Genomic DNA, 21,337 nt, shown 5'->3' with positions numbered 1-21,337 from the left:
TTACAGTTCCACCGGGACACGCCATATATCGTTCAGATCCACGCCCTGTTCAGCCACCATATGCTGCACGGCGGACAAGCCTTCACGCAGCGCCAGGTCATATTCCGCATCGGTGAGCATGACCAGCTGTGCAGGCACGGTGAGCCGTCCGGGGTGGGTGAACTCGAGATTCGCGGTGGCAGCGTCCTTGCTTCGCTTTCCTTCCGACGCCACCTCGTGCACGTGCGGCACTCCCTCTTCCCACACGAATGGCACCACGAGCAGACCATGCTTGGCGGTGATGGCTTCATCCACTGATCCCGCGAGCTCTGGGAGGAAAGTGCCTGGCTGAGGGGAGCGCGCTGCGGGGTTCTCCCCCACCATGGTGGCTGCTGCGGCCAAGAGCTGGCCTGCGGTGGAGGAATGTCCCTTGACGATGGTGAGGAACTCCACGCGCAGGTCAGAACCATCCTCGGTTTCCAGACCGGATTCAATCTGGCTGGCATCCAGAGTCATGGCGATGGTCTCTGGGCGATCCGGCGTGGCGCTATCCACGTAGAAAATTTCCGCCACGTTGAAGGCAGGGAAGGACTCCCCCACCTGCCTGCTCGCGATGTCCGGTTCACCCGGGAGTAGGTCTTGCACCCACACCAGCGTTTCCTGCTGGTTCATTAGGCCTCAGCGCCCTGCTGCTCGGCTTCCAGCTTCTCGATTGCAGCTACCAGCACGCAGGTGGCGAAACCGTTCATGGCCACCTCGAGCTGCTCAAGCGTTGGCATGGAAGGCGCGAGGCGAAGGTTGCTGTTGTGCGGATCATGCATGTGAGGCCAGGTGGAACCGGCGGCGGTGAGGCTCACTCCGGCCTCCTTGGCCAGTTCGACCACTCGGGAAGCCGTGCCCTCTGGCAGATCCACACTGATGAAGTAGCCGCCCTTGGGCTCGGTCCATTGCGCCACGTTGTACTCGCCGAGGCGGGTGCGCAGGATGTCGATGACGCGCTCGAACTTCGGAGCCAAAGAGCCCGCGTGCAGGCGCATGAGGTTGCGCACGCCTTCTTCATCGTTGAAGAACTGCAGGTGGGCCAGCTGGTTGACCTTGTTGGGGCCAATTCCGCGCACGTTGGCCACGCTGCCGTACCAATCTAGGTTCTCCTTGGAGGAGGCGAAGAATGCCACTCCGGCGCCTGCCAGGGTGATCTTGGAGGTGGAGGTCATGAACCAGAAACGGTTGGGGTTTCCGGCCTTTTCTGCCAGGTCCAACACGTTGATGACATCCGGGAATTCCTCGGTGAGGGTGTGCAGCGCGTAGGCGTTATCCCACACGATGCGGAAGTCTGGAGCACCAGTTTCCATCTCCGCCAGCTCCTGAGCCACCTCTGGGGTGATGCTCACGCCCGAGGGGTTAGCGAAGATTGGCACAGTCCACATGCCCTTGACTGCGGGATCCTTGACCAGTTCCCGCACCGCGTCCATGTCTGGGCCGGTTTCGGTCATCGGCACGGTCAGCATCTCGAATCCGAACAGACCCGTGATGGAGTGGTGACGGTCATAGCCTGGGACTGGGCAGATCCACTTGACGTCCTCTTCCACAGCCCATGGCTTTGGAGAGTCGTTGTTACCGAACGTGTAGGACCAGCTGATCAGGTCAAACATGATGTTCAGCGAGGAAGAATCACAGGCCAGAACCAGATCAGCCGGGAGGTTGAGGAGGTTAGCCCAGAGCACGCGAAGCTCGGTAATGCCGATCAGCCCGCCGTAATTGCGCACGTCGAGCCCGCTGGGAGAAAGGAAATTCTCCCCGGGGAGGCAAAGGAGATCGGTAGAGAAGTCCAGCTGTTCAGCGCTGGGCTTTCCGCGGGTCAGGTCCAAATTCAGGCCGGCGCCGCGGAGTTCTTCATACGCGGCAGAGATCTCTGCTTTATCAGCAAAAAGCTTTTCTGAGTTGATGTTTTCACGCTGCATGGGCTTTCAGCCTCCCTATGGGTTTTGGTAGCTGTACCCAGCATAGTGACGGCCAAGACAAGGCGCAGAAACTAAAAAGGGGACCCCGCGCACCCGGCAGAGCTCACTGACCCTTGCTGCATTCCTGCCCTGGGGGAGTTCATGAGATAACCGCCGCACGGAATCCTGTCATCATGCTAACGCACCTACGCAACGGACACAAAGACCCCTTGCTCGAACAATCCGCCGCCCCAACCCGAACAGGGATTTTGCTCCCAGGTTGCTCATTGTGTAACCTTTCCGGAGTACATGAGAGCCACGGCTCGAGTGTTCGGCTTGGAGGATTCGACTAGCGGCCTATGTCACACGCCTGGAACGCGTGCGGGAGTCACATCCCTCAGGGGTTCAAATCCCCTATCCTCCGCCATTTCATCCCCTTGAACCTTCGGGTTCAGGGGGATTTTTGTTTGGCTCGCGGCAGTTTCACCAATTTTCGTAGGCTGTCGGGCTCACCTTGAAACCGTGCTCACCGGCCACGCAGACCATCGTGCTGTCATCGAGAACACCGCATGTCACACTGGAGATTGGCCCCTCGAAAGATACCGTCACCTCGATTTTATTCCCCGCTTCCATGGGCAAGCTCGCCCCGGTGTTGGGCCACGTTCCCTGCTGAACCCACGTTTTCGGCTTCTCCCCAAACGGCGCCTGGGCCGCTTCGTGCCAGCCGATCACGCTTGGTTCGCCCGAAACGGAACCATCATTGGCACGGTCTTCCTCTGGCCATGGTCCATGCGGATTAACCACGCACGCCGCGCTCACGGTGATGTGGCACTTCACGGATCCATCCGGAGTGGAGAAGCGAGTGCCCGCGAGGGTTCCGGAACCATTTCCCGTGAACATCATGGAATTCACCTCTGACATGCCCACCAACGCCACGGCATCCGCACCCGGTGCGTCGGACTCTGCGGACTCCGATTCTTCGGGAACGGCAGCAGCAGATGAAGTTGCGGTGGTTGGTTGCGGAGCCTCGCTATTTGACGACGCCGAACTGACCGTTTCCGACGTCCCCTCCGACTGCTCATCCGCCGTGCAGGCGGTGGCGAAGAGCGCGAGTACTGGGATGGTCATGAGTGCGCAGGCACGGGTTTTCTGAGACATTTTTCTCCCTGTTACAGCAGCTCTGCGGTGGTGGCCACTAGTTATCTCTCAAGGATATCTCCTGCCCCGTTCTGAAGGCCCCATGTGTGCGGACCCAGCTTTCCGCTCCATGCAAAATCTGCGAGTTCGGCCTACTCTCGGATGACGTAAGCAATCATCTCTTAAACAGGAGGCTCAACCATGGCACAGCTAGAAAACAAGAACATTGCAGTCTTAGCCACCAATGGTTTCGAGGACAGCGAGCTCAGCTCTCCAGTAGAGGCCGCCAAGAACGAAGGCGCTCAGGTGAGCATCGTGTCCACCTCGACCGAGGACATCGAGGGCAAGAACGGCTCCAAGGTCTCTGTGGATACCACCACCGAGGCTGCCAAGGGCACCGATTTCGATGGCATCATCCTGCCCGGCGGCACCGGCAACGCTGACCAGCTGCGCTTGGATGAGGCAGCAGTGGAGATCGTGAAGAAGCACGTTGAGGCCGGTAAGCCTCTGGCTGTTATCTGCCACGGCGCATGGATCCTCACCGATGCAAACGTGCTGCAGGGTCGCACCCTGACCTCTTACCCTTCCCTGAAGACCGACCTGACCAATGCAGGCGCCACCTGGGTGGACGAAGAGGTGCACGTGGACAACGGCCTAGTTTCCTCCCGCACCCCAGATGATCTCGACGCATTCAACGCCAAGCTGGTGGAAGAATTCGCCGAGGGTCAGCACTAAGAAACCAGCACTAAAGTTACTGGTCCTGAACCAGACGATTCCCGATCTTGGAGTGAGTGTTAGAAATATTCACTCCCACTGTGGAATCGTCTGGTTTTTTGCAACTAATGGTTCCCCAGTCTGAACCAACCGTGCAGGTCAGCGTGTAAACATCTCCGGTAGCCGGGCTTGCAGCGGTGACCTCCGCTCGCAGGATCGATGTGACCGTGGGGTCGGGGCTCCACTTGCTGTAAGTCACACCCAGTGCACGCTCATAAATCACCTTCGCGAAGGCGCATGAGGTAGCTCCAGCCGCCTTCACCACATCTCCCTCATTGGTGGTTCCGCAGGTTCCGCCCACTTGGCTCGGGTTGACCGCCAAATCCCCAGGTCCGCCCTGCCCCCCTCCCCCGGGAGCCACCGTTTCCTTGCTTGAGGTGGTTGCCGGTGCGTTCCCGCCCTTCGTCGGCTGTGGTTTAGCGCCTTGTGTTTCCGACGCCGAGCTCGGCGCAGATCCGCTCGTCTCCGAAACGGTGGCGGTGCTGGTCTGCTCACCGGCCTGCTCGGATTCCGAATCCGAAGAGCATCCGGCCAGAGTCAAAGTAATCGCCGCAGCTGCAGCGACGCACTTAAGGTTGGACAGTCTCGCTTGGTGTTGCACCTGTGGTTTCATCCGCTTGTTCATCCTCAGTGTGGCTTGGCTCAGCCTTCACCGTCTCGTTGAACACCTTCGTGTCCAGCTGCCACGGCTCGTGACGTTCCGGTTTGCGGAAGGTCAGAGGAGTGTCTGCCTTCAACCACCCAGCGTATTCGGCCTTTGGCTGCTTCGGTGGGTTTTCTGCAGATGCTGGTGCATCGGCGGAATCAGTGGATTCAGTGGATTCAGTCGAGAACGCCTCAGGTTTGGAGGATTCGAACGTGCCACACAGATCAGTGTCATCGCGCTTCACGGACTTCACTTCCAGCGCGTTATCACTGCCCCGCAGGTAGACGTACTGGTACTTCGGATCTTCCTCGGAATTTTCCTCGATATCATCGGATTCCATGTCCATCGCGGTGGAGGCTTCCGCACCAGTCACACCCGGGCATTGGACATAGAAATCCTTGAAATCCCCGCCAAACACCTGCTCCATGGAGGATTCCGCGTACTGCTCGCGCCTATCGTCCAAGTTGCGTGAAATGTCATTCCCACAGGCAGTGAGTGCCAACGTGGTGGGCAGAATGAGCGTCAGAGCTAACAATCGTGATCGCTTCATTATGTGCGCTGTCCTTTGGTTCGAGGCATGAAGATAATCCTAGAGCACCATCGCGGCGATCCAGCCGGATACCAAAAGCGGAATGTTGTAGTGCAAAAACGTCGGGATGACGGAGTCGCGGATGTGGTCATGCTGGCCGTCTGCATTGAGGCCGGAGGTAGGACCAAGCGTGGAGTCCGACGCCGGGGATCCCGCGTCACCGAGAGCGCCAGCAGCGCCAATGATGGCAACCGTGGCTGCGGGACTAAAGCCCATCGTCATGCAGAGTGGCACATAAATGGTGGCGATGATCGGCAGCGTGGAGAAGGATGAGCCGATACCCATGGTGACGATCAAACCAACCATGAGCATGGCAAACGCAGCTGCTGCCTGGTTCTGCCCGAAGATCGCGGCGGAAGAATCCACCAGGGTTTCCACGTGGCCGGTGGCAGACATCACGGCGGCGAAACCCTGCGCGGTGATCATGATGAAGCCGATCAGCGCCATCATCTTCATGCCGGAGGTGAAGACATCATCTGCCTCGCGCCAGTTCACGGCACCCGTGAGCATGAAGATTGCCAGGCCGGTGAGCGCACCGATCAGCAGAGAATCTGCTTCCGTCCCGATGGACTGCATGATCACCTGCACCACGAAGGTGGCCACCACGGCAACCAGGGCGACGATGATCTTGTAGCGGGAAATAGTTTCCGGCTCGGTGGCATCGGCGATCGGCAAGTTCTCGTAGTCACGCGGCTTGCGATAAGTAATGAACACCGCGATCAGCAGACCCACCACCATGCCCAGCGCGGGGATGGTCATGACGTGCACGATATCCACGCCGGACGTGTCCATCCCGGCCTTCTCGATGTTGCCCAGCAGGATCTCGTTGAGGAAGATATTGCCGAATCCCACGGGGATCCACATGTAGGTGGTGACCAGGCCGAACGTCATCACGGAAGCTACCGCGCGGCGGTCCAGGTGCAGGCGATTCATCACGCCCAGCAGCGGCGGGATGATCAGCGGAATAAACGCGATGTGCACGGGCACCAAGTTCTGGCTCATCACGGACATCGCCAGGATGCCGGCGATCATCAACCACTTCGTCAGTGATTCCGCCCGTCCCACAGTCGCGGCATCTTCCGCACCCAGCTTGCCCATCACCCAGCGCGCCAGCAGAGTAGGCAAACCAGAACTGGCCACGGCCATGGCGAAGGCACCCAACAGCGCGTAACTCAGGGCGATCTTCGCGCCTCCGGAGAGTCCATCCTGGAAGGCGACCATGGTGGCGTCGAGCCCGATTCCACTAAGCAACCCACCCACGAGGGCGCCGATAAATAGGGCCAGCACCACGTGAACTCGCAAAACGGCGAGTACCAACATGACCAGCACAGCAATGAGCACAGCATTCATGAATGGAAAATATACGGTAGCCCCAGGACAATCAGTTAGTTTCGCGGGGTCACCCTCGGGAAGGCTGGGGATCTTCTAGGGTTGGGGGCATGAACAATAAAGCGGGAAATCTGACCTTCACGCGCGGTACCGGCGACCTGGCGAATGTGGTCTACCTCAAGCTGGATCGGCCAGACAAGCTCAACGGACTGACGTTGGACATGCTGCGCGCGCTGGTGAGCCAGAGCAAGCAGATCTCCGGGGATCGCAGCATCCGGGCGGTAATCATCCACGGTGAGGGGCAAAATTTCAGCGCCGGGTTGGATTTCGGCACGGTGATGAAGAACCCGATGGACATCGCGAAGGCTTTCGCACCGCGTCCGTGGCGGGGGACCAACCTGTTCCAAGAGGGACCTTGGTGCCTTCGACGCCTACCTGTGCCCGTTATCGCTGCTGTTGAGGGTTACTGCTTCGGCGGTGGCGTGCAGATCGCGATGGCGGCGGATTATCGCTTTGCTACTCCCGATTCCCAGTGGTCGGTTCTGGAGGCAAAGTGGGGGTTGATTCCGGATATGTCCGGCATTCAGTCCCTGTCTCAGGTGCTGCCGATTGACGTGGCGAAGCGGCTGGCCATGACCGGTGAGCAGCTCGATGGCACGCGTGCTGCGGAGCTGGGGCTGGTCAGCGAGGTCAGCGCGGATCCGCTGGCTGCGGCGGAAGATCTGGCCCGGTTGATTGTCTCCCGCTCGCCGGATTCCGTGTCCTATGCCAAGCGCTTGTTCGATGAAACGTGGAACAAGGGTCCGCGGGCCACATTCTTCAAAGAGCGCCTGCGCCAGGCACGTTTGCTGGGTGCGAAGAACACGAAGATCGCGCAGAAGGCAGCGGCGAAAGCCAAGGGAGTTGGCGAAGCCGTGAAGTACAACAAGCGCGGGGTTTAGGGAGTCCAGGTCACTGGGGTTCGGGGAAGTTTCTGCGGGTCGAAGTCCGCGAAATTTTTTAGGCTCACGGAATCCTTGATCCACTCCAGCGCGCGTTCTGCTCCGATTTCCCGCAGCGTCACGGCGCCATCGCGCTTGGCCAGGCGCTTGCCGTCTGGGCCAAGAACCAGCGGGACATGCACGTATTCCACGGGTGCGTAACCCAGCAGCTCGGCCAGGTAGGCCTGCCGAGGAGCTGAGCTGAGCAGGTCATCCCCGCGCACCACTTGGTCGACTCCCGCGAGGTGGTCATCCACCACCACGGCCAGGTTGTATGCGTAATCCGCGTGGCTGACCTGGTTCGCGTTGCCTCCGCGGCGCAGCACGAAATCATCCACCTCGCCTGTGTATTGGCCGTTGTCCGCTTCCGAGGAGAAGGATTCGCGGACGGTGAAAGAGGTGGCGTCGGCACGAAGACGAAAGGCGGGGACGCGATCCTGCGCAGCCAATTCGGCCTGCCGTTTTGCACGTTGAGCAGGGGAAAGATCGCGGCACGTACCCGGATAGCGGCCGGGGATGGCGTGCGGGGCGCGGGAGGCCTCTTGGATATCCTTGCGGGAGCAGTAGCACTCGTAAACTAGGCCGCGTTGTTGCAGGTCAGCGAGGGCTTCGGCGTAGTACCGCAGGGTCTGCTGCTGGCTGGCAACCGGCTCATCCCACGCGATGCCCAGCGCGGCGAGATCCTCGAACTGACGGGTGGCGGACTCGGGAGAGGACCGTTGAGCATCGATGTCATCGATGCGCATGCGAAACCCGCGCCCGGAATGCTGCGCGAACAGCCATGCGAGAATGGCGGTACGCAGGTTGCCCAAGTGCAGGTCGCCCGAGGGGCTGGGCGCGTACCGGCCGAATCCTTGTGTGCTCATCCCCACCAGTGTAGAACTCGCGGTTTCGCGCGGTAAGGTCTACTCCCATGGATAATCAGCGCCAGGACATCACCTTCGACCTGCACACTCGACTCGCGGACACCCTTGATGGGCCGATGGATCGGGAGCCGCAGGGTCGCACGGGCGTGATTCACACCCCGCACGGTGATATCCAGACCCCCGCCTTCATCCCTGTGGGCACCAAGGCCACGGTGAAGACGCTGACCCCGGAGCAGCTCCACACCACCGGCGCGCAGGCGGTGCTTTCCAACGCGTACCACCTGTACCTGCAGCCGGGTTCGGACATCGTGGATGAGGCCGGCGGCGTGGCTACGTTTGAGAACTGGCACGGCCCCACCTATACGGATTCCGGCGGGTTCCAGGTGATGAGCCTCGGTCAGGGCTTTAAGAAGGTGCTGGCCATGGACATGAGTGGCAAGGAAAAGTCGGACATCATCGCGCAGCAGAAAAAGCGCATGGCCGTGGTGGATGAGGAGGGCGTGGACTTCCGCAGCGTGATCGACGGTTCCAAGCACCGCTTCACCCCGGAGATCAGCATGCAGATCCAGCACCAGCTGGGCGCGGACATCATGTTCGCCTTCGATGAGCTCACCACCCTGGCCAATACCCGCTCCTACCAGGAACAATCCGTGGAGCGAACCCTCCGCTGGGCGGAACGGTGCCTGCAGGAACATGAGCGGCAGACCCAGGCCCGTTCGCATCGCCCGTTGCAGTCTTTGTGGGGCGTGGTGCAGGGCGCGCAGTATGAAGATCTTCGACGCCACGCTGCCCGCGGACTAGTGGAACTCTCTGATGCTGCGGAAGCACGTGGCGAGCGCGGGTTCGGTGGGTTTGGCATCGGTGGTGCGCTGGAGAAACACAACCTGGGCACCATCACTAACTGGGTGTCCGAGGAGCTACCGGATAACAAACCACGTCACATGCTGGGCATTTCCGAACCCGATGACATCTTCGTGGCCGTGGCCTCCGGCGCGGATACCTTCGACTGCGTGGCGCCAACCCGTCTGGGCCGCCGCGGTGGCGTGTACACCCTGGATGGCCGGATGAACTTGATGGGCGCGAAGTTCAAACGGGACTTCACACCTATCGACGCCGAGGTTGGCGGCTACACCAGCGAGAACTACACGCGCGCCTACATCCATCACCTGCTCAAGGCGAAGGAATTTCTGGCGGGCACGCTGTGCACGCTGCACAACCTGCACTTCATGATCCAGCTGGTGGATAACGTACGCGCCTCCATCAACGAGGGACGCTTCGTGGAATACCGCAAGGAATTCATGTCCCGCTACTACGGGCCAGAGTGGGAGCAGCGGCTCAGCTAGCGCTTCTTGGAACCCAGCTCACCAGACTCGAAAGCCTTTTCCAGCGCGGCGCCCTCCACGTCCACGGTGGGTAGCAGCTTATCCAACCACTTCGGCATGTACCAGGTGAAGCGCCCGAAGATCATCATCAGCGCAGGTACCACTGTCATGCGGATGAAGAAGGCGTCGAACAAAACGCCCGCGCCCAGCGCGAAACCGAAGATCTGAATGAACGGCAGCGGCTGGAAAACGAAGCTGGCGAACACACCAATCATGATCAGCGCGGCCACGGTCACCACGCGGGCGCCCAGGCCAAAGCCGCCAACCACCGAGTCATCCACCAGCGAGTTCTCGTTGTCCCACTCGCCGCCATCGCGCAGTCGGTTCCGCTGCTGCACGTACCGCTCGCGCATGCGCGAGACGATAAACACCTGGTAATCCATCGCCAAGCCGAACGTCACACCGATCAGGAAGATCGGCATGAAGCTGATCAACGGGCCGGGCGAATCCCACAGACCCCACAGGCCATCCTGCCAGAACAGCACGGTCACACCGAACGCCGCACCCACGGACAGCAGGAATCCGGAAGCCGCGATCAGCGGCACCGCCAGGCTGCGGAACACCATCATCAGCAGCACCAGCGCCAAGCCCACCACCAACGCCAGATAGATAGGCATGGCCTTGGACAGGGAATCCGTCACGTCCTGCTGGATCGGAGTGAGCCCGGTGATGCCCATCTCCACGCCAGTTTCCGCCTCAATCTCCGCCTGCTGCGAGCGCAACGCATGGATGAGCTGCACGGTCCGCTGATCCGTTGGACCCCATTCGGGAGTCACCAGAATCTGTGCCGCGCTGCCATCCTCGGATTGCCCCGCCAGCTGTGCATGGCGCACATCCACGTTGGCCCCCATGCGTTCCACTGTGTAGAGGAACGACGCCCTCTGCGCCGCCTTCTTCCGGTCTCCCTCATCTTGGGCGGAAACCAAAGTCTCCAGAGCCGGGGAATTCTCATCCGCCTCATCGGCATTGACCACCACGAGGATTGGCGCGTTGCGACCCGCGCCGAAGCCCTCTTCGATCATCTCCGCGGACTTGCGCTGGGTGGACTCCACCACTGAAGTCTTATCCGAAGGCAAAGACAGCTGCAGGTTCATCACGGGAAGAGTCAGGGAAACGAGGATGGCCACCACGATGGCGAAGGAAATGCCCGGCGCGCGCTGCACCATCTTCACCCATTTGGTGCCCCAGGACTCGCGCTCAGGTGTGACCGGCACGGCCTTTTCGACATGGCGGGAGTGGCCGAGGTTGGCGTCGGATTTAAAAACGCGCTTGCCCGCCAGGCCCAAGATGGCCGGCAGGAAGGTGAGCGCCACCAGCACGGAAATCAGGACCGTGGCGGCAGCCGCGTAACCCATGTAGGAGAGGAAGGGGATGTTGGCCAGGCGCATGCCGACCAGCGCGATGATCACGGTCAGACCTGCGAAAACCACTGCGGAACCGGCGGTGCCTACGGCCAAACCGATGGCGTCGAGGCGGTCGCGGCCTTCGCGGAGCTCGTCGCGGAAGCGGGCCATGATGAACAGGGCGTAATCGATGCCCACCGCCAGGCCCAGCATGATGCCCAGGGTGGGGGTCATGGAATTCAGCGGGATGAATGCCGTGGCACCCACCGTGATCAGGGCGCCCAGGCCCACGCCCACCACCGCGGTGACCAGCGGGAAGCTGGCGGTGAGGAAGGAGCGGAACATGACGAACAGGATGATCAGGGCAACTACCAGGCCCATGACCTCGGAGATTGGCTCCACGGCGATTGGATCGCCGAATCCTGGGCCGCCCACCTCAACCTCTAGTCCGGCATCGCGGGAGATCTGGATGGCATCATAAACAGCTTGCCGGTCCTCATCGGTGACGTCGGCGGGGAGGTCTACGTCGTAATCAAAACTTGCGGTGCCATAGCGACCGTCTTCGGAGAAGGTGCGTAGGTTTTCGGCATCGGCCTGGGCAGCTACTTCCGGTAGACCTTGGTCGGTCAGTTGCTTGGTGAGCTGCTTCTGCAACTCGCCGTTCATGGTCACGGGGTTGTTCAGCTGCAGGTCAGCGCCCAAGTCCGGAACATTGTCCCGGATGGACTCCACGGTCTTGTCCATGGCCTGCATGTACTCCGGCTGATCCAGCCGCTGGCCTTCAGGGGCTTCGAAGACCAGGTTCACGGTGGCAGCGGCAGCGGGGTTTTCCGTGCCGGGGAACTTCTCAATCAGCAGCTCGGTGGCCTTGGTGGAGGGCATGTCCGAGATCTCGAAGATATCGTTAAAACCCTTTTGGAACGACAGCGCCGCAGCGCCCACGCCCACCAGGAGCAACAGCCAGACTGCGATGATCCGCTTGCCGTGGGTGTAGCAAAAGCGAGCCAACTTGAAGAGAAACTTAGCCACGAAAAAATCCTTCCAGCCCCCAGGCGGATCCCCCAGATAAGTTTTGGCGGTGGCGGCGGGATTTGAACCCGCGGTTGGGGGTTACCCAACATTCGCTTTCGAGGCGAACACCTTCGGCCGCTCGGACACGCCACCAGCGTCTTTGATAACCATTGAGGCTAAGAAAAGACTTGCTCAGCCTAGCAGCAGTGGAAACGGGCGGCCAAAATCCGGCGGGTGATTTTGGGTTCATCTCGCCAATTAGGCAAAAGACCAATTAGGCAAAAGAAAAGAGCCCGGCAGGTAGCCGAGCCCTTTCCAGCACTTGCGGGACGCTTAGTTTCCGAGGGAATCCAAGCCCTTGTCGCGAGCGTCGCGTGCCTTATCGGCCTTGTCGCCGTCCAGCTTGTTGTCGATAACCTTGTCGGACTGATCCTTGATCTTGTCCTGGTTGTCTCCAGCGAACTGCTTTGCCTTGTCGCCCAAGTCTCCGAGGCCCATGTTTGTCTCCTTCTCAACCCGCTAGGGGTCGATTATTCGTTTCAATTTCTCGTACTTACTTAAGGCGATCCCGATCAAGCCATAACCCGTTGGGGTCGCACGTTGCCGAGAATACGTGAAAATTATTCCACTGACCGCAAGCCAGCAAAAAAATTGCTAATCAGCAGCTGACACTCAGTTTCCAATACGCCACCGCGCACCTGCGCTTTGTGCAGCGGGGCTTCCCTGGGCACGTCCCATACGCTGCCGCACGCCCCGGTTTTGGGCTCGTGCGCTCCATAAATAATGCTGCTGATCCGCGCGCCCATTGCAGCTCCCGCGCACATCGCGCACGGCTCTAACGTGGCCACCAGCGTGCACTGCTCGAGGCGCCACGCATCCCCCAATTCACTCACGGCAGCGCGGATAGCAGCGATTTCCGCGTGCCCCGTGGGATCCGCATCTGCTTCTCGCCGATTAGTTCCCGTGGCCAGCTCGCGCCCATCGGGGCCATAGATCACCGCGCCAACCGGGATATCTCCCTCCGGGGTCAGTGCAGCTACCTCAAGTGCTCGGCGCATCCAGGCTTCAGCGCGCACGTGCGCTGCTTCCGCCGGCAGGCCCGCGCCAATGATGGGCTCAGAAATCCCCATCGGCCAGCAGGTATTCATCCAGGTCCAACCCCGTGGCATCCGCCAATTCTTCAGCGAAGCCCACCTCATCGGCCACGCGGAACAACTGGGCAGCGCCGTAGAGGTCATCATCATCGAAAATCACGGAGAGCACCTGCTCACCAGCGCCGAGATCCTCCAGCAAACCGAAATCACCTTCCGGCCAGGGCTCATCGGAATCAGCATCCGCCTCTTCCGGAGCATCCACATCCAGCTCATCCAGCAGGTCAGAGGCCAAATCGAAATCGAGGGCAGCGGTGGCGTCGGATAAAAGAACCCGCATCCCAGAAGGGACCGGACGGACGATGGCCACCCAATCATCCTCCACGCACACCAAGCCCAACACAGCGCCCTCCTCGCGGGATTCGCGCAGGTTAGACAGCAAATCATCCAAACTCAGCAGGGTGCGCTCGGGGAGCACACGGACGTTCCAGCCATCTGGCCCGTTGTGTGCTGCGGCCGCAAAGGTGGGCTGCTCCCAATTTTCGCTCATGCTCATGGGGACTAGGCTAGCCGTCCTGTGCCAAACTAGGTAGCGTGAACCTGAATATTTCCGAAGACACACGTCCGGTCTGCATCCTGGGTTTGGGGCTGATCGGGGGATCTCTCATGCGCGATCTCGCAGCGGCCGGGCGAGGCGTGTACGGATGGAACCGCAGCGAGAAGACTGTTACCGCAGCTCAGCGCGATGGTTTCGACGTTTCAGGTGACCTAGCCGCCACGTTGCAGCGAGCCGAAAAGGACGATGCGCTGGTGGTGCTGGGCGTGCCCATGCATGCGTTATCGGGGCTGTTGGAGGCGCTGGCCGAGCACGCGCCGAGCGTGGGCTTTACCGACGTGACCAGCGTGAAGGAAGAGGTACACGCGCTGGTGACCGAGCATGGCCTCTCGGATCGCTTCGTGGGCGGCCACCCCATGGCCGGCACTGCGAATTCCGGGTGGAACGTGACGCTCGAGGGCCTGTTCCAGGGTGCCGTGTGGGTGGTCACCTATGACAACGCCGTGGATCTTGCCGAGGAAAATGACCGCTGGGTGGAGACCTGGGCCCGCGTGGTGACCATGGCTGAGCTGGTCGGTTCTGATGTGGTTCCTTCTCTTTCCCGACGCCACGACCGAGCTGTCGCGCGCGTCTCCCACCTGCCACACGTGATGGCTGAGGCGCTGGCGGTGGCGGGAGATTTCGGCGGGCCATTGGCCTTGACCCTGGCTTCCAGCAGCTTCCGCGATGGCACGCGCGTGGCGGGAACCGCGCCGGAATTGGTGCGCGCGATGTGCGAGAACAACCGATCCTCGCTGGTCGCGGCACTGGATCAAACCTTGGAATTACTGCAGGAAGCGCGTGATTGCCTGGCGGACGAATCCCGGAACCTGCGCGAGCTGGCCGGAGACGGGCATGCTGCGCGCGGCCGCTTCGAGGCCAGGGCTGGGCGAAACAAGGGCGATCAGACCAATCGGCCGATCATCCGCGTGCGCCCGGGAACCGCTGGCTGGGTGAGCCAGTTGGAATCTGCGGAATCCATGGGCGCGCAGATCGCTATCTTCTAGCTGGGGTCGGTCTGGCTGGGCCTACTTCAGCTGGCCGAGGGTTTCGTTGAGAGCCTCGGTGGATGAAGGGTGAGTCCAGATTCCGTTCTTCAGCTCGGTGGCGGTGATGCCCGCGCGCATTGCCAAGCTCACCAGGTTGATGACCTCCTGAGAATCCACGTGGAACAAGCGCGCGCCCAGGATCTCATCGCTTTGCGCATCAACCACGAACTTGATGAGCCCGCGTGGGTCATTGACCGCCTTGGGGCGAGGCATTGCCTTGATCTTTGCCACTTCTTGGGTGGCCACCTTGATCTGTTTGCCCTGCTCGCGGGCATCCTTTTCCGTGAGCCCCACGGAAGAGAACGGCGGGGTGAGGAAGATGGTGGCAGGCACGGCCTTGCGGTCATCGGTGCTGCGGGATGGGTTGTCTGAGGTCAACTGATCCAGCACCACGCGGAAATCATCCAGCGAGAGATAGGTTTGCTGCTGGCCGCCGGCCACGTCACCGATTGCGAATACACCATCGACGCTGGTGCGCAGGTACTCATCCACCTGGACAGCACCGCGGTCAGTGGTCTCAATACCGGCCTTGTCCAAGCCCAGATCATCGGTAGCTGGGCGGCGACCGATGGCAACGAGAATCGCATCGAACTGGCGCTTTTCTGCGCTGCCGTTGATTTCCAGTTCCACCGTGCCGTCTTCCTCGATGGACTTCAGGCCGGAGGAGTGCAGGAAGGTGATACCGAAATCCTGCAGCACCTGATCCACGGCCTCGGCAACTTCTTCGTCTTCGCGAGGGAGGATCTTCTCTCCGCGGTCCAGCACCGTGACCTCGGTACCGAAGCCATTAAACATGGAGGCGAATTCCAAACCGATTGGTCCCGCGCCCACGATCAGCAGGGAATTAGGACGAGGCTGCACGTGCTGGATAGATGTGCTGGTGTGCACCTTCGGGGAATCGATGCCAGGGATCTCCGGCATCACGGGCACGGCACCCGTGTTGATGATGATGGTTTCCGCCTGCACCCGCAGGGTGTTGCCCTGGTGCGTGACTTCAATTTCCTTAGGCGCCACGAAACGACCGCGCCCGGAAACCAGCGTGACGGAAGGAACGTCCGCGAGCATGCCGTGGTTTACTCCGCGGAGCTTCTCGATCAGCTGGTCGCGGCGCTCAACAGCCTGTGACCAAGCTTCGGCAGCGGTCTCTGCACCTGTTGAATCGGACTGCTGCGCGCGCGCCATTTCAGAGTCGTGGATCAGCGTCTTGGTGGGTACACAACCGATGTTGATGCAGGTACCGCCGTGCATTTCCTCGAACTCTTCGATCATGGCAACCTTCTTGCCCTGTCCGCCAAGGGTCGCGGCGAGAGTCTTGCCACCTTTACCCCAGCCGATGACAGCAATATCGACGTTGAGAATGTCTGAACTATTGGATGTTGAATCGCTCATCTTTTCGATGGTAGCTATCCGTGCAAATCGCGGAGATCCCCCCAGGCAGAAACCACGCAATGTCTGAAATGTCGCATTCAACCCGTTTTTTGCACAGCCGCCTTGCAAAAGCCCAGGTCGCGAAAACCGGGATGACAAAAAGTGGGGTGAATGCGACAACCATCCCCCTGGCCGCCCCAATCCTCGAAAAGAGGGCTAAGCAAGAAGAGATGTGGCTGTGATTAGCTCACAACTCCCCTCACAGATCTGGGCGGAATGACGTAGAACTAATTCCATGTTTCTTTCCGAGATTATTCAGAGGTTCATCCACGGCGTGGAGCCCGGCACTTACCTGAATACGTTTGCCATATCGGTGATCATGCTGCCCTTCATGGTGGCTTTCTACCGTAAGACATCTACGATGTATGACCCTCATGAACCAAACAATCTGTACGGGTTACTTGCTTTCGCTTTTGAGTGGATTGGGCACGTTCTGGTCGTGGTCATTTTCGCCGCGATTGTTGGTTTTTCATATGGGCACATCCCAGAGGCATTCGTTGTTACAGCACCTCTGGCCATTCTGATCCAGCGGAGAGCCCTCGATTAGTCATTGCTTACGTATTCGATCAACTTTTTGGTCATTTTTTAGCCACTCCCACCCCACAAGCACAAAAGAACCCCAGGCAGAAACTATGTTCTACCTGGGGTGATTGTGCGCCCGAAGGGATTCGAACCCCTAACCTTCTGATCCGTAGTCAGATGCTCTATCCGTTGAGCTACGGGCGCATTGTTGGTGCATATCACGTGTTCACGTGACGTGCTGTGCAACGAGGAATTACTTTACACACACCCTCACGCTTCTACAAAATTCTCAGCTTTTCTCGCCCTGACCAGGGTTTTTACTAACCGCTGAAGCTCAAGGCTGGCGTCGAAAAAACAGAAGAAATAAAAAAGGACTCCGACAGAACGCATCCGCGGGCACAATCCCTGCGAACCACCACAGGCGCACCACACGCCCCACAACACTGTTCGCAGCTGTTACTCCCAGACCTCACCACAAGTTACTGGGCAGCTTCGGGCAGCTCACACGGTTGCGTTCTGTCGAAGTTGCGGAGGCGACAGGATTTGAACCTGCGGTCCCTTGCGAGACAACTCCTTAGCAGGGAGTCCCATTCGGCCGCTCTGGCACGCCTCCAGGTCCAAAGATTCCTACAAGGAAATCTCCGATTGACCGTTTCTTAGAGTACACGGGGCCATCGCACCTCACCAAAACACCTCCCACCTTCCGCGCACGGCTAAAGTAAGACCATGATTCGACCAGACCTCACCTCACTTCCCGCCTATATTCCCGGCGCGACTATCCCCGGCGCGCTGAAGTTGGCGTCCAATGAATCTTCCTTGGCGCCGCTGCCTTCCGTGGCGTCTTTTATTTCCGACGCCACCGCCTCCCTCAACCGCTATCCAGACATGGCGGCCATGGATATTCGTGGTGAGCTCGCGAGCTTCGTAGCCCAGCGGGATGGCGTGAAGATGCCACTGACCTGGAAGAACGTCTCCGTGGGCAATGGCTCTTCCGCGCTGTGCCTGCAGTCCATCCAGGCCACCTGCGCTGCTGGTGATGAAGTGCTTTACGCATGGCGCAGCTTCGAGGCCTACCCAATCCTGGCCAAGATTGCCGCGGCCACTCCCGTGCCGGTTCCGCTCGATGAGCAGGGCAAGCATGACCTCGAGGCGATGCTGGAGGCCATCACGGAACACACTCGTCTGATCTTCGTGTGCAACCCGAATAACCCAACCGGCACCACCATCACCAAGGATGAATTCACCGCCTTCATGGATCGCGTTCCGGCGGATGTGCAGGTGGTGCTGGACGAGGCTTACACCGAGTACGACCGCTCCGGCACCAGCCCCAGTGCTGCACTGCTTGATGAGTACGAAAACCTAGCTGTTTGCCGCACCTTCTCCAAGGCGTATGGCCTGGCTGGGTTGCGCCTGGGTTACATCGTGGGTGCGGAGGAATTCATCGGCGCAGTCAACAAAGTCGGAATTCCGTTCGGGGTTAATGCGGTGGCACAGGCGGCGGGTTTGGCGTCACTTAAGGCACAAGAGGAACTGACCGAGCGCGTGGAGGCGACGGTCCAACAACGGGAACGGATCAAGGCCTACTTCGGTGACCGCGCCCTGCCCAGCCAGGCGAATTTCGTGTGGCTACCGCTTGGCGAGAAGGCCCAGGAGATGGATGTGGCGCTGAAGGAGCGCGGGATCATCGCGCGTTGTTTCGCGGGCGAGGGTGTGCGCATCACCATCACCACCGAGGAAGAAATGGACCAGCTCATCGAGGCGCTGGATAGCCTATGACCCCGGCGTATCGGACCACCCCGCAGTACAAGTCGCTGGTCAGCATGCTGAAGACCGTGCGCGCAGGCATCCGTGATTCCGGCTTGGATCGAGGCACTGCAGAGCTGATGAATCTGCTCTCCAGCAGCATCAATGGCTGCGAGGAGTGCTGGGCCACTCACGCCCGCGAGGCGCGCAAGCTCGGCGTGGATGAGCAGAAGATGCAGATTCTGCAGTACATGGAGCCGAAGGCAGCGATCCGCCATGAGAGCTTCTCCGCCGATGAACAGGCCGCTTTGCTCTTGGCTTACGCCTTCACAGTGCCTGCCGAGGGGTTACTCCCGGAGGCTTTCCAGGAAGCCGCGCAGCACTTCTCCGCGGAGCAGCTGACCGCGATGGAGTGGCTGGCCATCTCCATTAACAGCTTCAACCGCATCACCATTGCCCACGAAGATGATGCGGATGCGTGACCCGCAACGCATCCCCTCCGTCCTTGACGAGCTTTCCCGCACGTGGGAGGCACAACCGGATGTGACCCTGGCCCACATCTGGGCGCAGTTGCAGGCCCGCGGGGTGGCCTTGAATTCCTCGGATGCGGAGGTGGTGGATGCGCTCCGTGAGGTGCGGCGGGATTTTCCTCTTTCCCTTTCTTTTCCCGACGCCACCTCTGAACAACCCGCCTGTGTCTTCATTGAGACGGAGGGGCCGGACAGGAAGATCAGTCTGAACTTTCGCGGGGAAGAGGCGTGGATCGTGGTTCGCACCACGGCCAATCCTGGTGCAAAGCGAGCGCGGAGAATTTCTGAAAATGAGCCCCAGCCCGGTGTGTGGCAGGTTTCTGAGTTGGGGAAATGCGTGGCGGGTCAGCCTTTGCAGGTCAAGGACATGGATGGGATCAGTCATCGCTTGGGAGTCATCCGGCAAATGCGGGCGCTGGATCCCGAGTTGGACGGCGGTGAAGCAGACGAGCTCGAGGGGTTGAACCTCAGCGGCACTCGACACAGTCAGTGGAGTGGGGACACGTATTTGGTTCAGTTGGAGGATAACTCGACAATCCTCGTGGATCAGACTCTGCGCCTATGGGAGCAGGAACGACGCGAGGTTCACTCCCGAGTGCTGCAGTGGCAGCGACTCGACGAGTGCGAAACCGGGGCAGCACTGAAGTTCACCGATAAATCCGGTGCTCAACACGAATTGACCAAGGTTGCACGAATCTTGCGCGTGGGCTGAGGGCTCCCTGCCCGCGCTATACTCGGCAATTCATTACGCAACAGTCACGCAAAAATGCGGCATTCGAGCTCGCTGAAGGGACTTCATCATGGCGCAATCAGATCGCGCTCAACCAGATAGCACCCAGGTAACAATCGGCAGTCAGGAAGGCCGCCAAGCCTTTGAGATCCGCGTTAACGGCGAAGACAACGTGGCCGGATTCACGCAGTTCGTGGACGTGCCAGACACCGAACCTGCCGAGCGAATCTTCCCGCACACGCTGGTCAAGGACGAATACGCCGGCCAAGGCCTGGCCTCGGTCTTGGTTCGCGAGGCGCTGGATCAGACCATCGCCGATGGAAAGCGCATCATCGCCGTGTGCCCCTTCGTGAAAGGCTGGGTGGAAAAGCACCCTGAATACGCGGAGCACGTGAACAAGACCACGAAGGCTCACCTCGACGCACTGCAGGATTAATAAGCCAAGCAGCAAAAGACCCTGGTTCGAATACTGAACCGGGGTCTTTTCTATGGCGGAAGTAGAGGGATTTGAACCCCCGGATGGTCTCCCATCGCTTGTTTTCAAGACAAGTGCATTCGGCCACTCTGCCATACTTCCAAGAGTGTTTGCTCGCCTCAGGCGATGCCATCACACCATACCCCACGGCATTGTCTCGTCGTTAGTTAGTGTGGGGCGTATGGACAACAACACCATGCAAGCCATCATCCAGAACAATCCTGAAGATCCCAGCTCTCTTTCTTGGCAGGAAGCCCCCCTGCCTGAGCTCAAAGAAGGCGAGGCGCTGGTGGAGCTGCACTTTGCCGGCTTGAACCGCGCGGATACCCTCCAGGCAGCCGGTCACTACCCGCCACCGGCGGGGGTCACGGAGATCATGGGGCTGGAGGGAAGTGGCGTCGTCAAAAAGGCCAACGGAACCACCCGGCCAGATGGCACGCCATGGAAGGACGGCGATGAAGTGGGCGTGCTGCTCTCCGGTGGCGGATACGCGCAGTTCGCGGCTGTTCCCCAGGGGCAGCTGCTGCCTTTGCCGGAGGGTTTTGACCTCCAGCACACCGCCAGCATCGTGGAGGTGGCCTGCACGGTGTGGTCGAACATCATGCTCACTGCTCGGGTGAATGAGGGTAATATCGTGCTGTTCCACGGCGGTGCGGGCGGCATCGGCATTTTCGGAATCCAGCTGGCCAAGGCGCTGGGCGCGAAGGTGGCCGTGACTGCTGGATCTGCAGAAAAGCTGGAGACGTGCAAGAAGTACGGCGCGGATATCCTCATCAACTACAAGGAAGAGGATTTCGCGGAGGTGCTCAAGGAGCACGGCGGTGCGAATGTGATCCTGGACATCATCGGTGCGAAGTACCTGGATAAGAACCTCAGCGCGCTGGCCAAGGACGGACACATCGTGATCATCGGTATGCAGGGCGGTGTGAAGGGCGAGCTGAACATCGGCAAGCTGCTGAACAAGCGCGGCAACCTCAGCGCCACCGGTCTGCGCTACCGCGATAAGGAAGATAAGGCGCGGATCGTCAAGGACACGGCGGATAACGTGTGGCCGATGCTGGCCGATGGTCGCATCACGCACCACATCGACCGCGTGATGCCTATCCAGGATGTGGCCAAGGCGCACAAGGCACTGCTGGATGGTGAAGTCACCGGCAAGGTCGTGCTGGAGATCGCGCGCTAGGAATTGCGAGCTAGC

The 21,337-nt window shown here is 60.0% G+C and carries 23 protein-coding genes, 5 tRNA genes and 1 other RNA gene; 12 read left to right on the top strand and 17 right to left on the bottom strand.

All coding sequences use genetic code 11. The features are described 5' to 3' along the window. The 3 genes from IRY30_RS00995 to ffs form a co-directional block, all read right to left on the bottom strand. On the bottom strand, positions 1-651 hold the full coding sequence (locus IRY30_RS00995; protein WP_194555549.1) for a suppressor of fused domain protein: 651 nt from the start codon (positions 649-651) through the stop codon (positions 1-3). Continuing rightward, the gene (locus IRY30_RS00990) at positions 651-1,940 is read right to left on the bottom strand and encodes a PLP-dependent aminotransferase family protein (RefSeq protein ID WP_194555548.1); all 1,290 of its coding nucleotides are present in this window, start codon (positions 1,938-1,940) and stop codon (positions 651-653) included. Before IRY30_RS00990 ends, IRY30_RS00995 begins: the two co-directional genes overlap by 1 nt. Positions 1,941-2,011: 71 nt before the next feature. Beyond that, positions 2,012-2,110, bottom strand: an RNA gene (gene ffs, locus IRY30_RS00985) — signal recognition particle sRNA small type. Between the two features lie 147 nt (positions 2,111-2,257). Between ffs and IRY30_RS00980 the strand changes: the two genes are divergently transcribed. Beyond that, positions 2,258-2,346, top strand: a tRNA-Ser gene (locus IRY30_RS00980). A 56-nt stretch (positions 2,347-2,402) separates the two neighbouring features. Here IRY30_RS00980 and IRY30_RS00975 read toward each other — a convergent pair. Next, positions 2,403-3,077, bottom strand: a complete 675-nt coding sequence (locus IRY30_RS00975) for a hypothetical protein (RefSeq protein WP_194555547.1) — start codon at positions 3,075-3,077, stop codon at positions 2,403-2,405. Positions 3,078-3,257: 180 nt separating this feature from the next. On the opposite strand from IRY30_RS00975, the gene IRY30_RS00970 reads away from it, so the two are divergent. Beyond that, positions 3,258-3,791, top strand: a complete 534-nt coding sequence (locus IRY30_RS00970; RefSeq protein WP_194555546.1) for a type 1 glutamine amidotransferase domain-containing protein — start codon at positions 3,258-3,260, stop codon at positions 3,789-3,791. A gap of 16 nt (positions 3,792-3,807) precedes the next feature. Here the strand turns inward: IRY30_RS00970 and IRY30_RS00965 are convergent, their stop codons facing one another. The 3 genes from IRY30_RS00965 to IRY30_RS00955 are packed head-to-tail and all read right to left on the bottom strand — an operon-like array spanning position 3,808 to position 6,415. After that, positions 3,808-4,443: a hypothetical protein gene (locus IRY30_RS00965; RefSeq protein ID WP_194555545.1), complete on the bottom strand. Its 636-nt coding sequence runs from the start codon at positions 4,441-4,443 to the stop codon at positions 3,808-3,810. Beyond that, complete coding sequence (locus IRY30_RS00960) at positions 4,400-5,026, bottom strand: hypothetical protein (RefSeq protein WP_194555544.1); 627 nt, start codon at positions 5,024-5,026, stop codon at positions 4,400-4,402. The genes IRY30_RS00965 and IRY30_RS00960 overlap by 44 nt, the downstream gene beginning before the upstream one ends. A gap of 39 nt (positions 5,027-5,065) precedes the next feature. Next, positions 5,066-6,415, bottom strand: a complete 1,350-nt coding sequence (locus tag IRY30_RS00955) for a Na+/H+ antiporter family protein (protein ID WP_194555543.1) — start codon at positions 6,413-6,415, stop codon at positions 5,066-5,068. Positions 6,416-6,504: 89 nt separating this feature from the next. Between IRY30_RS00955 and IRY30_RS00950 the strand changes: the two genes are divergently transcribed. Further along, positions 6,505-7,335, top strand: a complete 831-nt coding sequence (locus tag IRY30_RS00950) for a crotonase/enoyl-CoA hydratase family protein (protein ID WP_194555542.1) — start codon at positions 6,505-6,507, stop codon at positions 7,333-7,335. Here IRY30_RS00950 and gluQRS read toward each other — a convergent pair. Then, positions 7,332-8,240 carry a tRNA glutamyl-Q(34) synthetase GluQRS gene (gluQRS, locus tag IRY30_RS00945; RefSeq protein ID WP_194555541.1) on the bottom strand — a complete coding sequence of 303 codons (909 nt, stop codon included), beginning with the start codon at positions 8,238-8,240 and terminating at the stop codon, positions 7,332-7,334. The genes IRY30_RS00950 and gluQRS overlap by 4 nt on opposite strands. A gap of 47 nt (positions 8,241-8,287) precedes the next feature. Here gluQRS and tgt point away from each other — a divergent pair, with 47 nt between their 5' ends. Then, positions 8,288-9,583, top strand: coding sequence for a tRNA guanosine(34) transglycosylase Tgt (tgt, locus tag IRY30_RS00940; protein ID WP_194555540.1), 1,296 nt, complete (start codon positions 8,288-8,290; stop codon positions 9,581-9,583). Here the strand turns inward: tgt and IRY30_RS00935 are convergent. From IRY30_RS00935 to IRY30_RS00915, 5 genes are all read right to left on the bottom strand, one after another. Continuing rightward, positions 9,580-11,994 (bottom strand): MMPL family transporter, encoded by a 2,415-nt coding sequence (locus tag IRY30_RS00935; RefSeq protein ID WP_194555539.1) that lies wholly within the window; start codon positions 11,992-11,994, stop codon positions 9,580-9,582. The genes tgt and IRY30_RS00935 overlap by 4 nt on opposite strands. A 44-nt stretch (positions 11,995-12,038) precedes the next feature. Further along, positions 12,039-12,129: transfer RNA gene (locus IRY30_RS00930), tRNA-Ser, on the bottom strand. A 180-nt stretch (positions 12,130-12,309) separates the two neighbouring features. After that, on the bottom strand, positions 12,310-12,474 hold the full coding sequence (locus tag IRY30_RS00925; protein ID WP_194555538.1) for a hypothetical protein: 165 nt from the start codon (positions 12,472-12,474) through the stop codon (positions 12,310-12,312). Between the two features lie 122 nt (positions 12,475-12,596). Then, entirely contained in the window at positions 12,597-13,145 is a 549-nt protein-coding gene (locus tag IRY30_RS00920; RefSeq protein ID WP_410374637.1) for a nucleoside deaminase, read from the bottom strand. Then, entirely contained in the window at positions 13,093-13,623 is a 531-nt protein-coding gene (locus tag IRY30_RS00915; RefSeq protein ID WP_228502467.1) for a tRNA adenosine deaminase-associated protein, read from the bottom strand. The genes IRY30_RS00920 and IRY30_RS00915 overlap by 53 nt, the downstream gene beginning before the upstream one ends. Positions 13,624-13,667: 44 nt before the next feature. Between IRY30_RS00915 and IRY30_RS00910 the strand changes: the two genes are divergently transcribed. Beyond that, on the top strand, positions 13,668-14,669 hold the full coding sequence (locus IRY30_RS00910; RefSeq protein WP_194556492.1) for a prephenate dehydrogenase: 1,002 nt from the start codon (positions 13,668-13,670) through the stop codon (positions 14,667-14,669). A gap of 21 nt (positions 14,670-14,690) precedes the next feature. On the opposite strand, the gene IRY30_RS00905 is transcribed toward IRY30_RS00910, so the two are convergent. Further along, positions 14,691-16,100 carry a dihydrolipoyl dehydrogenase family protein gene (locus IRY30_RS00905; protein ID WP_194555537.1) on the bottom strand — a complete coding sequence of 470 codons (1,410 nt, stop codon included), beginning with the start codon at positions 16,098-16,100 and terminating at the stop codon, positions 14,691-14,693. Positions 16,101-16,159: 59 nt separating this feature from the next. Between IRY30_RS00905 and IRY30_RS00900 the strand changes: the two genes are divergently transcribed. Both IRY30_RS00900 and IRY30_RS00895 read left to right on the top strand, forming a co-directional pair. Beyond that, positions 16,160-16,321 carry a hypothetical protein gene (locus IRY30_RS00900; RefSeq protein WP_194555536.1) on the top strand — a complete coding sequence of 54 codons (162 nt, stop codon included), beginning with the start codon at positions 16,160-16,162 and terminating at the stop codon, positions 16,319-16,321. Between the two features lie 53 nt (positions 16,322-16,374). Then, positions 16,375-16,686: a hypothetical protein gene (locus IRY30_RS00895; protein ID WP_194555535.1), complete on the top strand. Its 312-nt coding sequence runs from the start codon at positions 16,375-16,377 to the stop codon at positions 16,684-16,686. A 106-nt stretch (positions 16,687-16,792) separates the two neighbouring features. Here the strand turns inward: IRY30_RS00895 and IRY30_RS00890 are convergent. Further along, a tRNA-Arg gene (locus IRY30_RS00890) sits at positions 16,793-16,865 on the bottom strand. 324 nt (positions 16,866-17,189) lie between these two features. After that, a tRNA-Ser gene (locus IRY30_RS00885) sits at positions 17,190-17,274 on the bottom strand. A gap of 113 nt (positions 17,275-17,387) precedes the next feature. On the opposite strand from IRY30_RS00885, the gene IRY30_RS00880 reads away from it, so the two are divergent. The 4 genes from IRY30_RS00880 to IRY30_RS00865 all read left to right on the top strand — a co-directional run bounded on the left by IRY30_RS00880 (position 17,388) and on the right by IRY30_RS00865 (position 20,100). Continuing rightward, the gene (locus tag IRY30_RS00880; protein WP_194555534.1) at positions 17,388-18,437 is read left to right on the top strand and encodes a pyridoxal phosphate-dependent aminotransferase; all 1,050 of its coding nucleotides are present in this window, start codon (positions 17,388-17,390) and stop codon (positions 18,435-18,437) included. Next, positions 18,434-18,886: a carboxymuconolactone decarboxylase family protein gene (locus tag IRY30_RS00875; RefSeq protein ID WP_194555533.1), complete on the top strand. Its 453-nt coding sequence runs from the start codon at positions 18,434-18,436 to the stop codon at positions 18,884-18,886. Before IRY30_RS00880 ends, IRY30_RS00875 begins: the two co-directional genes overlap by 4 nt. Continuing rightward, on the top strand, positions 18,879-19,646 hold the full coding sequence (locus tag IRY30_RS00870; protein WP_194555532.1) for a hypothetical protein: 768 nt from the start codon (positions 18,879-18,881) through the stop codon (positions 19,644-19,646). The genes IRY30_RS00875 and IRY30_RS00870 overlap by 8 nt, the downstream gene beginning before the upstream one ends. 88 nt (positions 19,647-19,734) lie before the next feature. Beyond that, a complete protein-coding gene (locus IRY30_RS00865) occupies positions 19,735-20,100 on the top strand; it encodes a GNAT family N-acetyltransferase (protein WP_194555531.1) in 366 nt (121 codons plus the stop codon). Between the two features lie 53 nt (positions 20,101-20,153). Here the strand turns inward: IRY30_RS00865 and IRY30_RS00860 are convergent. Then, positions 20,154-20,241, bottom strand: a tRNA-Ser gene (locus IRY30_RS00860). A 94-nt stretch (positions 20,242-20,335) separates the two neighbouring features. Between IRY30_RS00860 and IRY30_RS00855 the strand changes: the two genes are divergently transcribed. Next, positions 20,336-21,322 carry an NAD(P)H-quinone oxidoreductase gene (locus IRY30_RS00855; protein WP_194556491.1) on the top strand — a complete coding sequence of 329 codons (987 nt, stop codon included), beginning with the start codon at positions 20,336-20,338 and terminating at the stop codon, positions 21,320-21,322. Positions 21,323-21,337: the final 15 nt, after the last annotated feature.

This window comes from Corynebacterium suicordis DSM 45110 (assembly GCF_015351405.1).
In the GTDB taxonomy this organism is placed as follows: Bacteria; Actinomycetota; Actinomycetes; order Mycobacteriales; family Mycobacteriaceae; genus Corynebacterium; species Corynebacterium suicordis.
The sequence above is the reverse complement of the archived record's forward strand: the minus strand, read 5'-3'. Positions and strand labels throughout refer to the sequence as shown.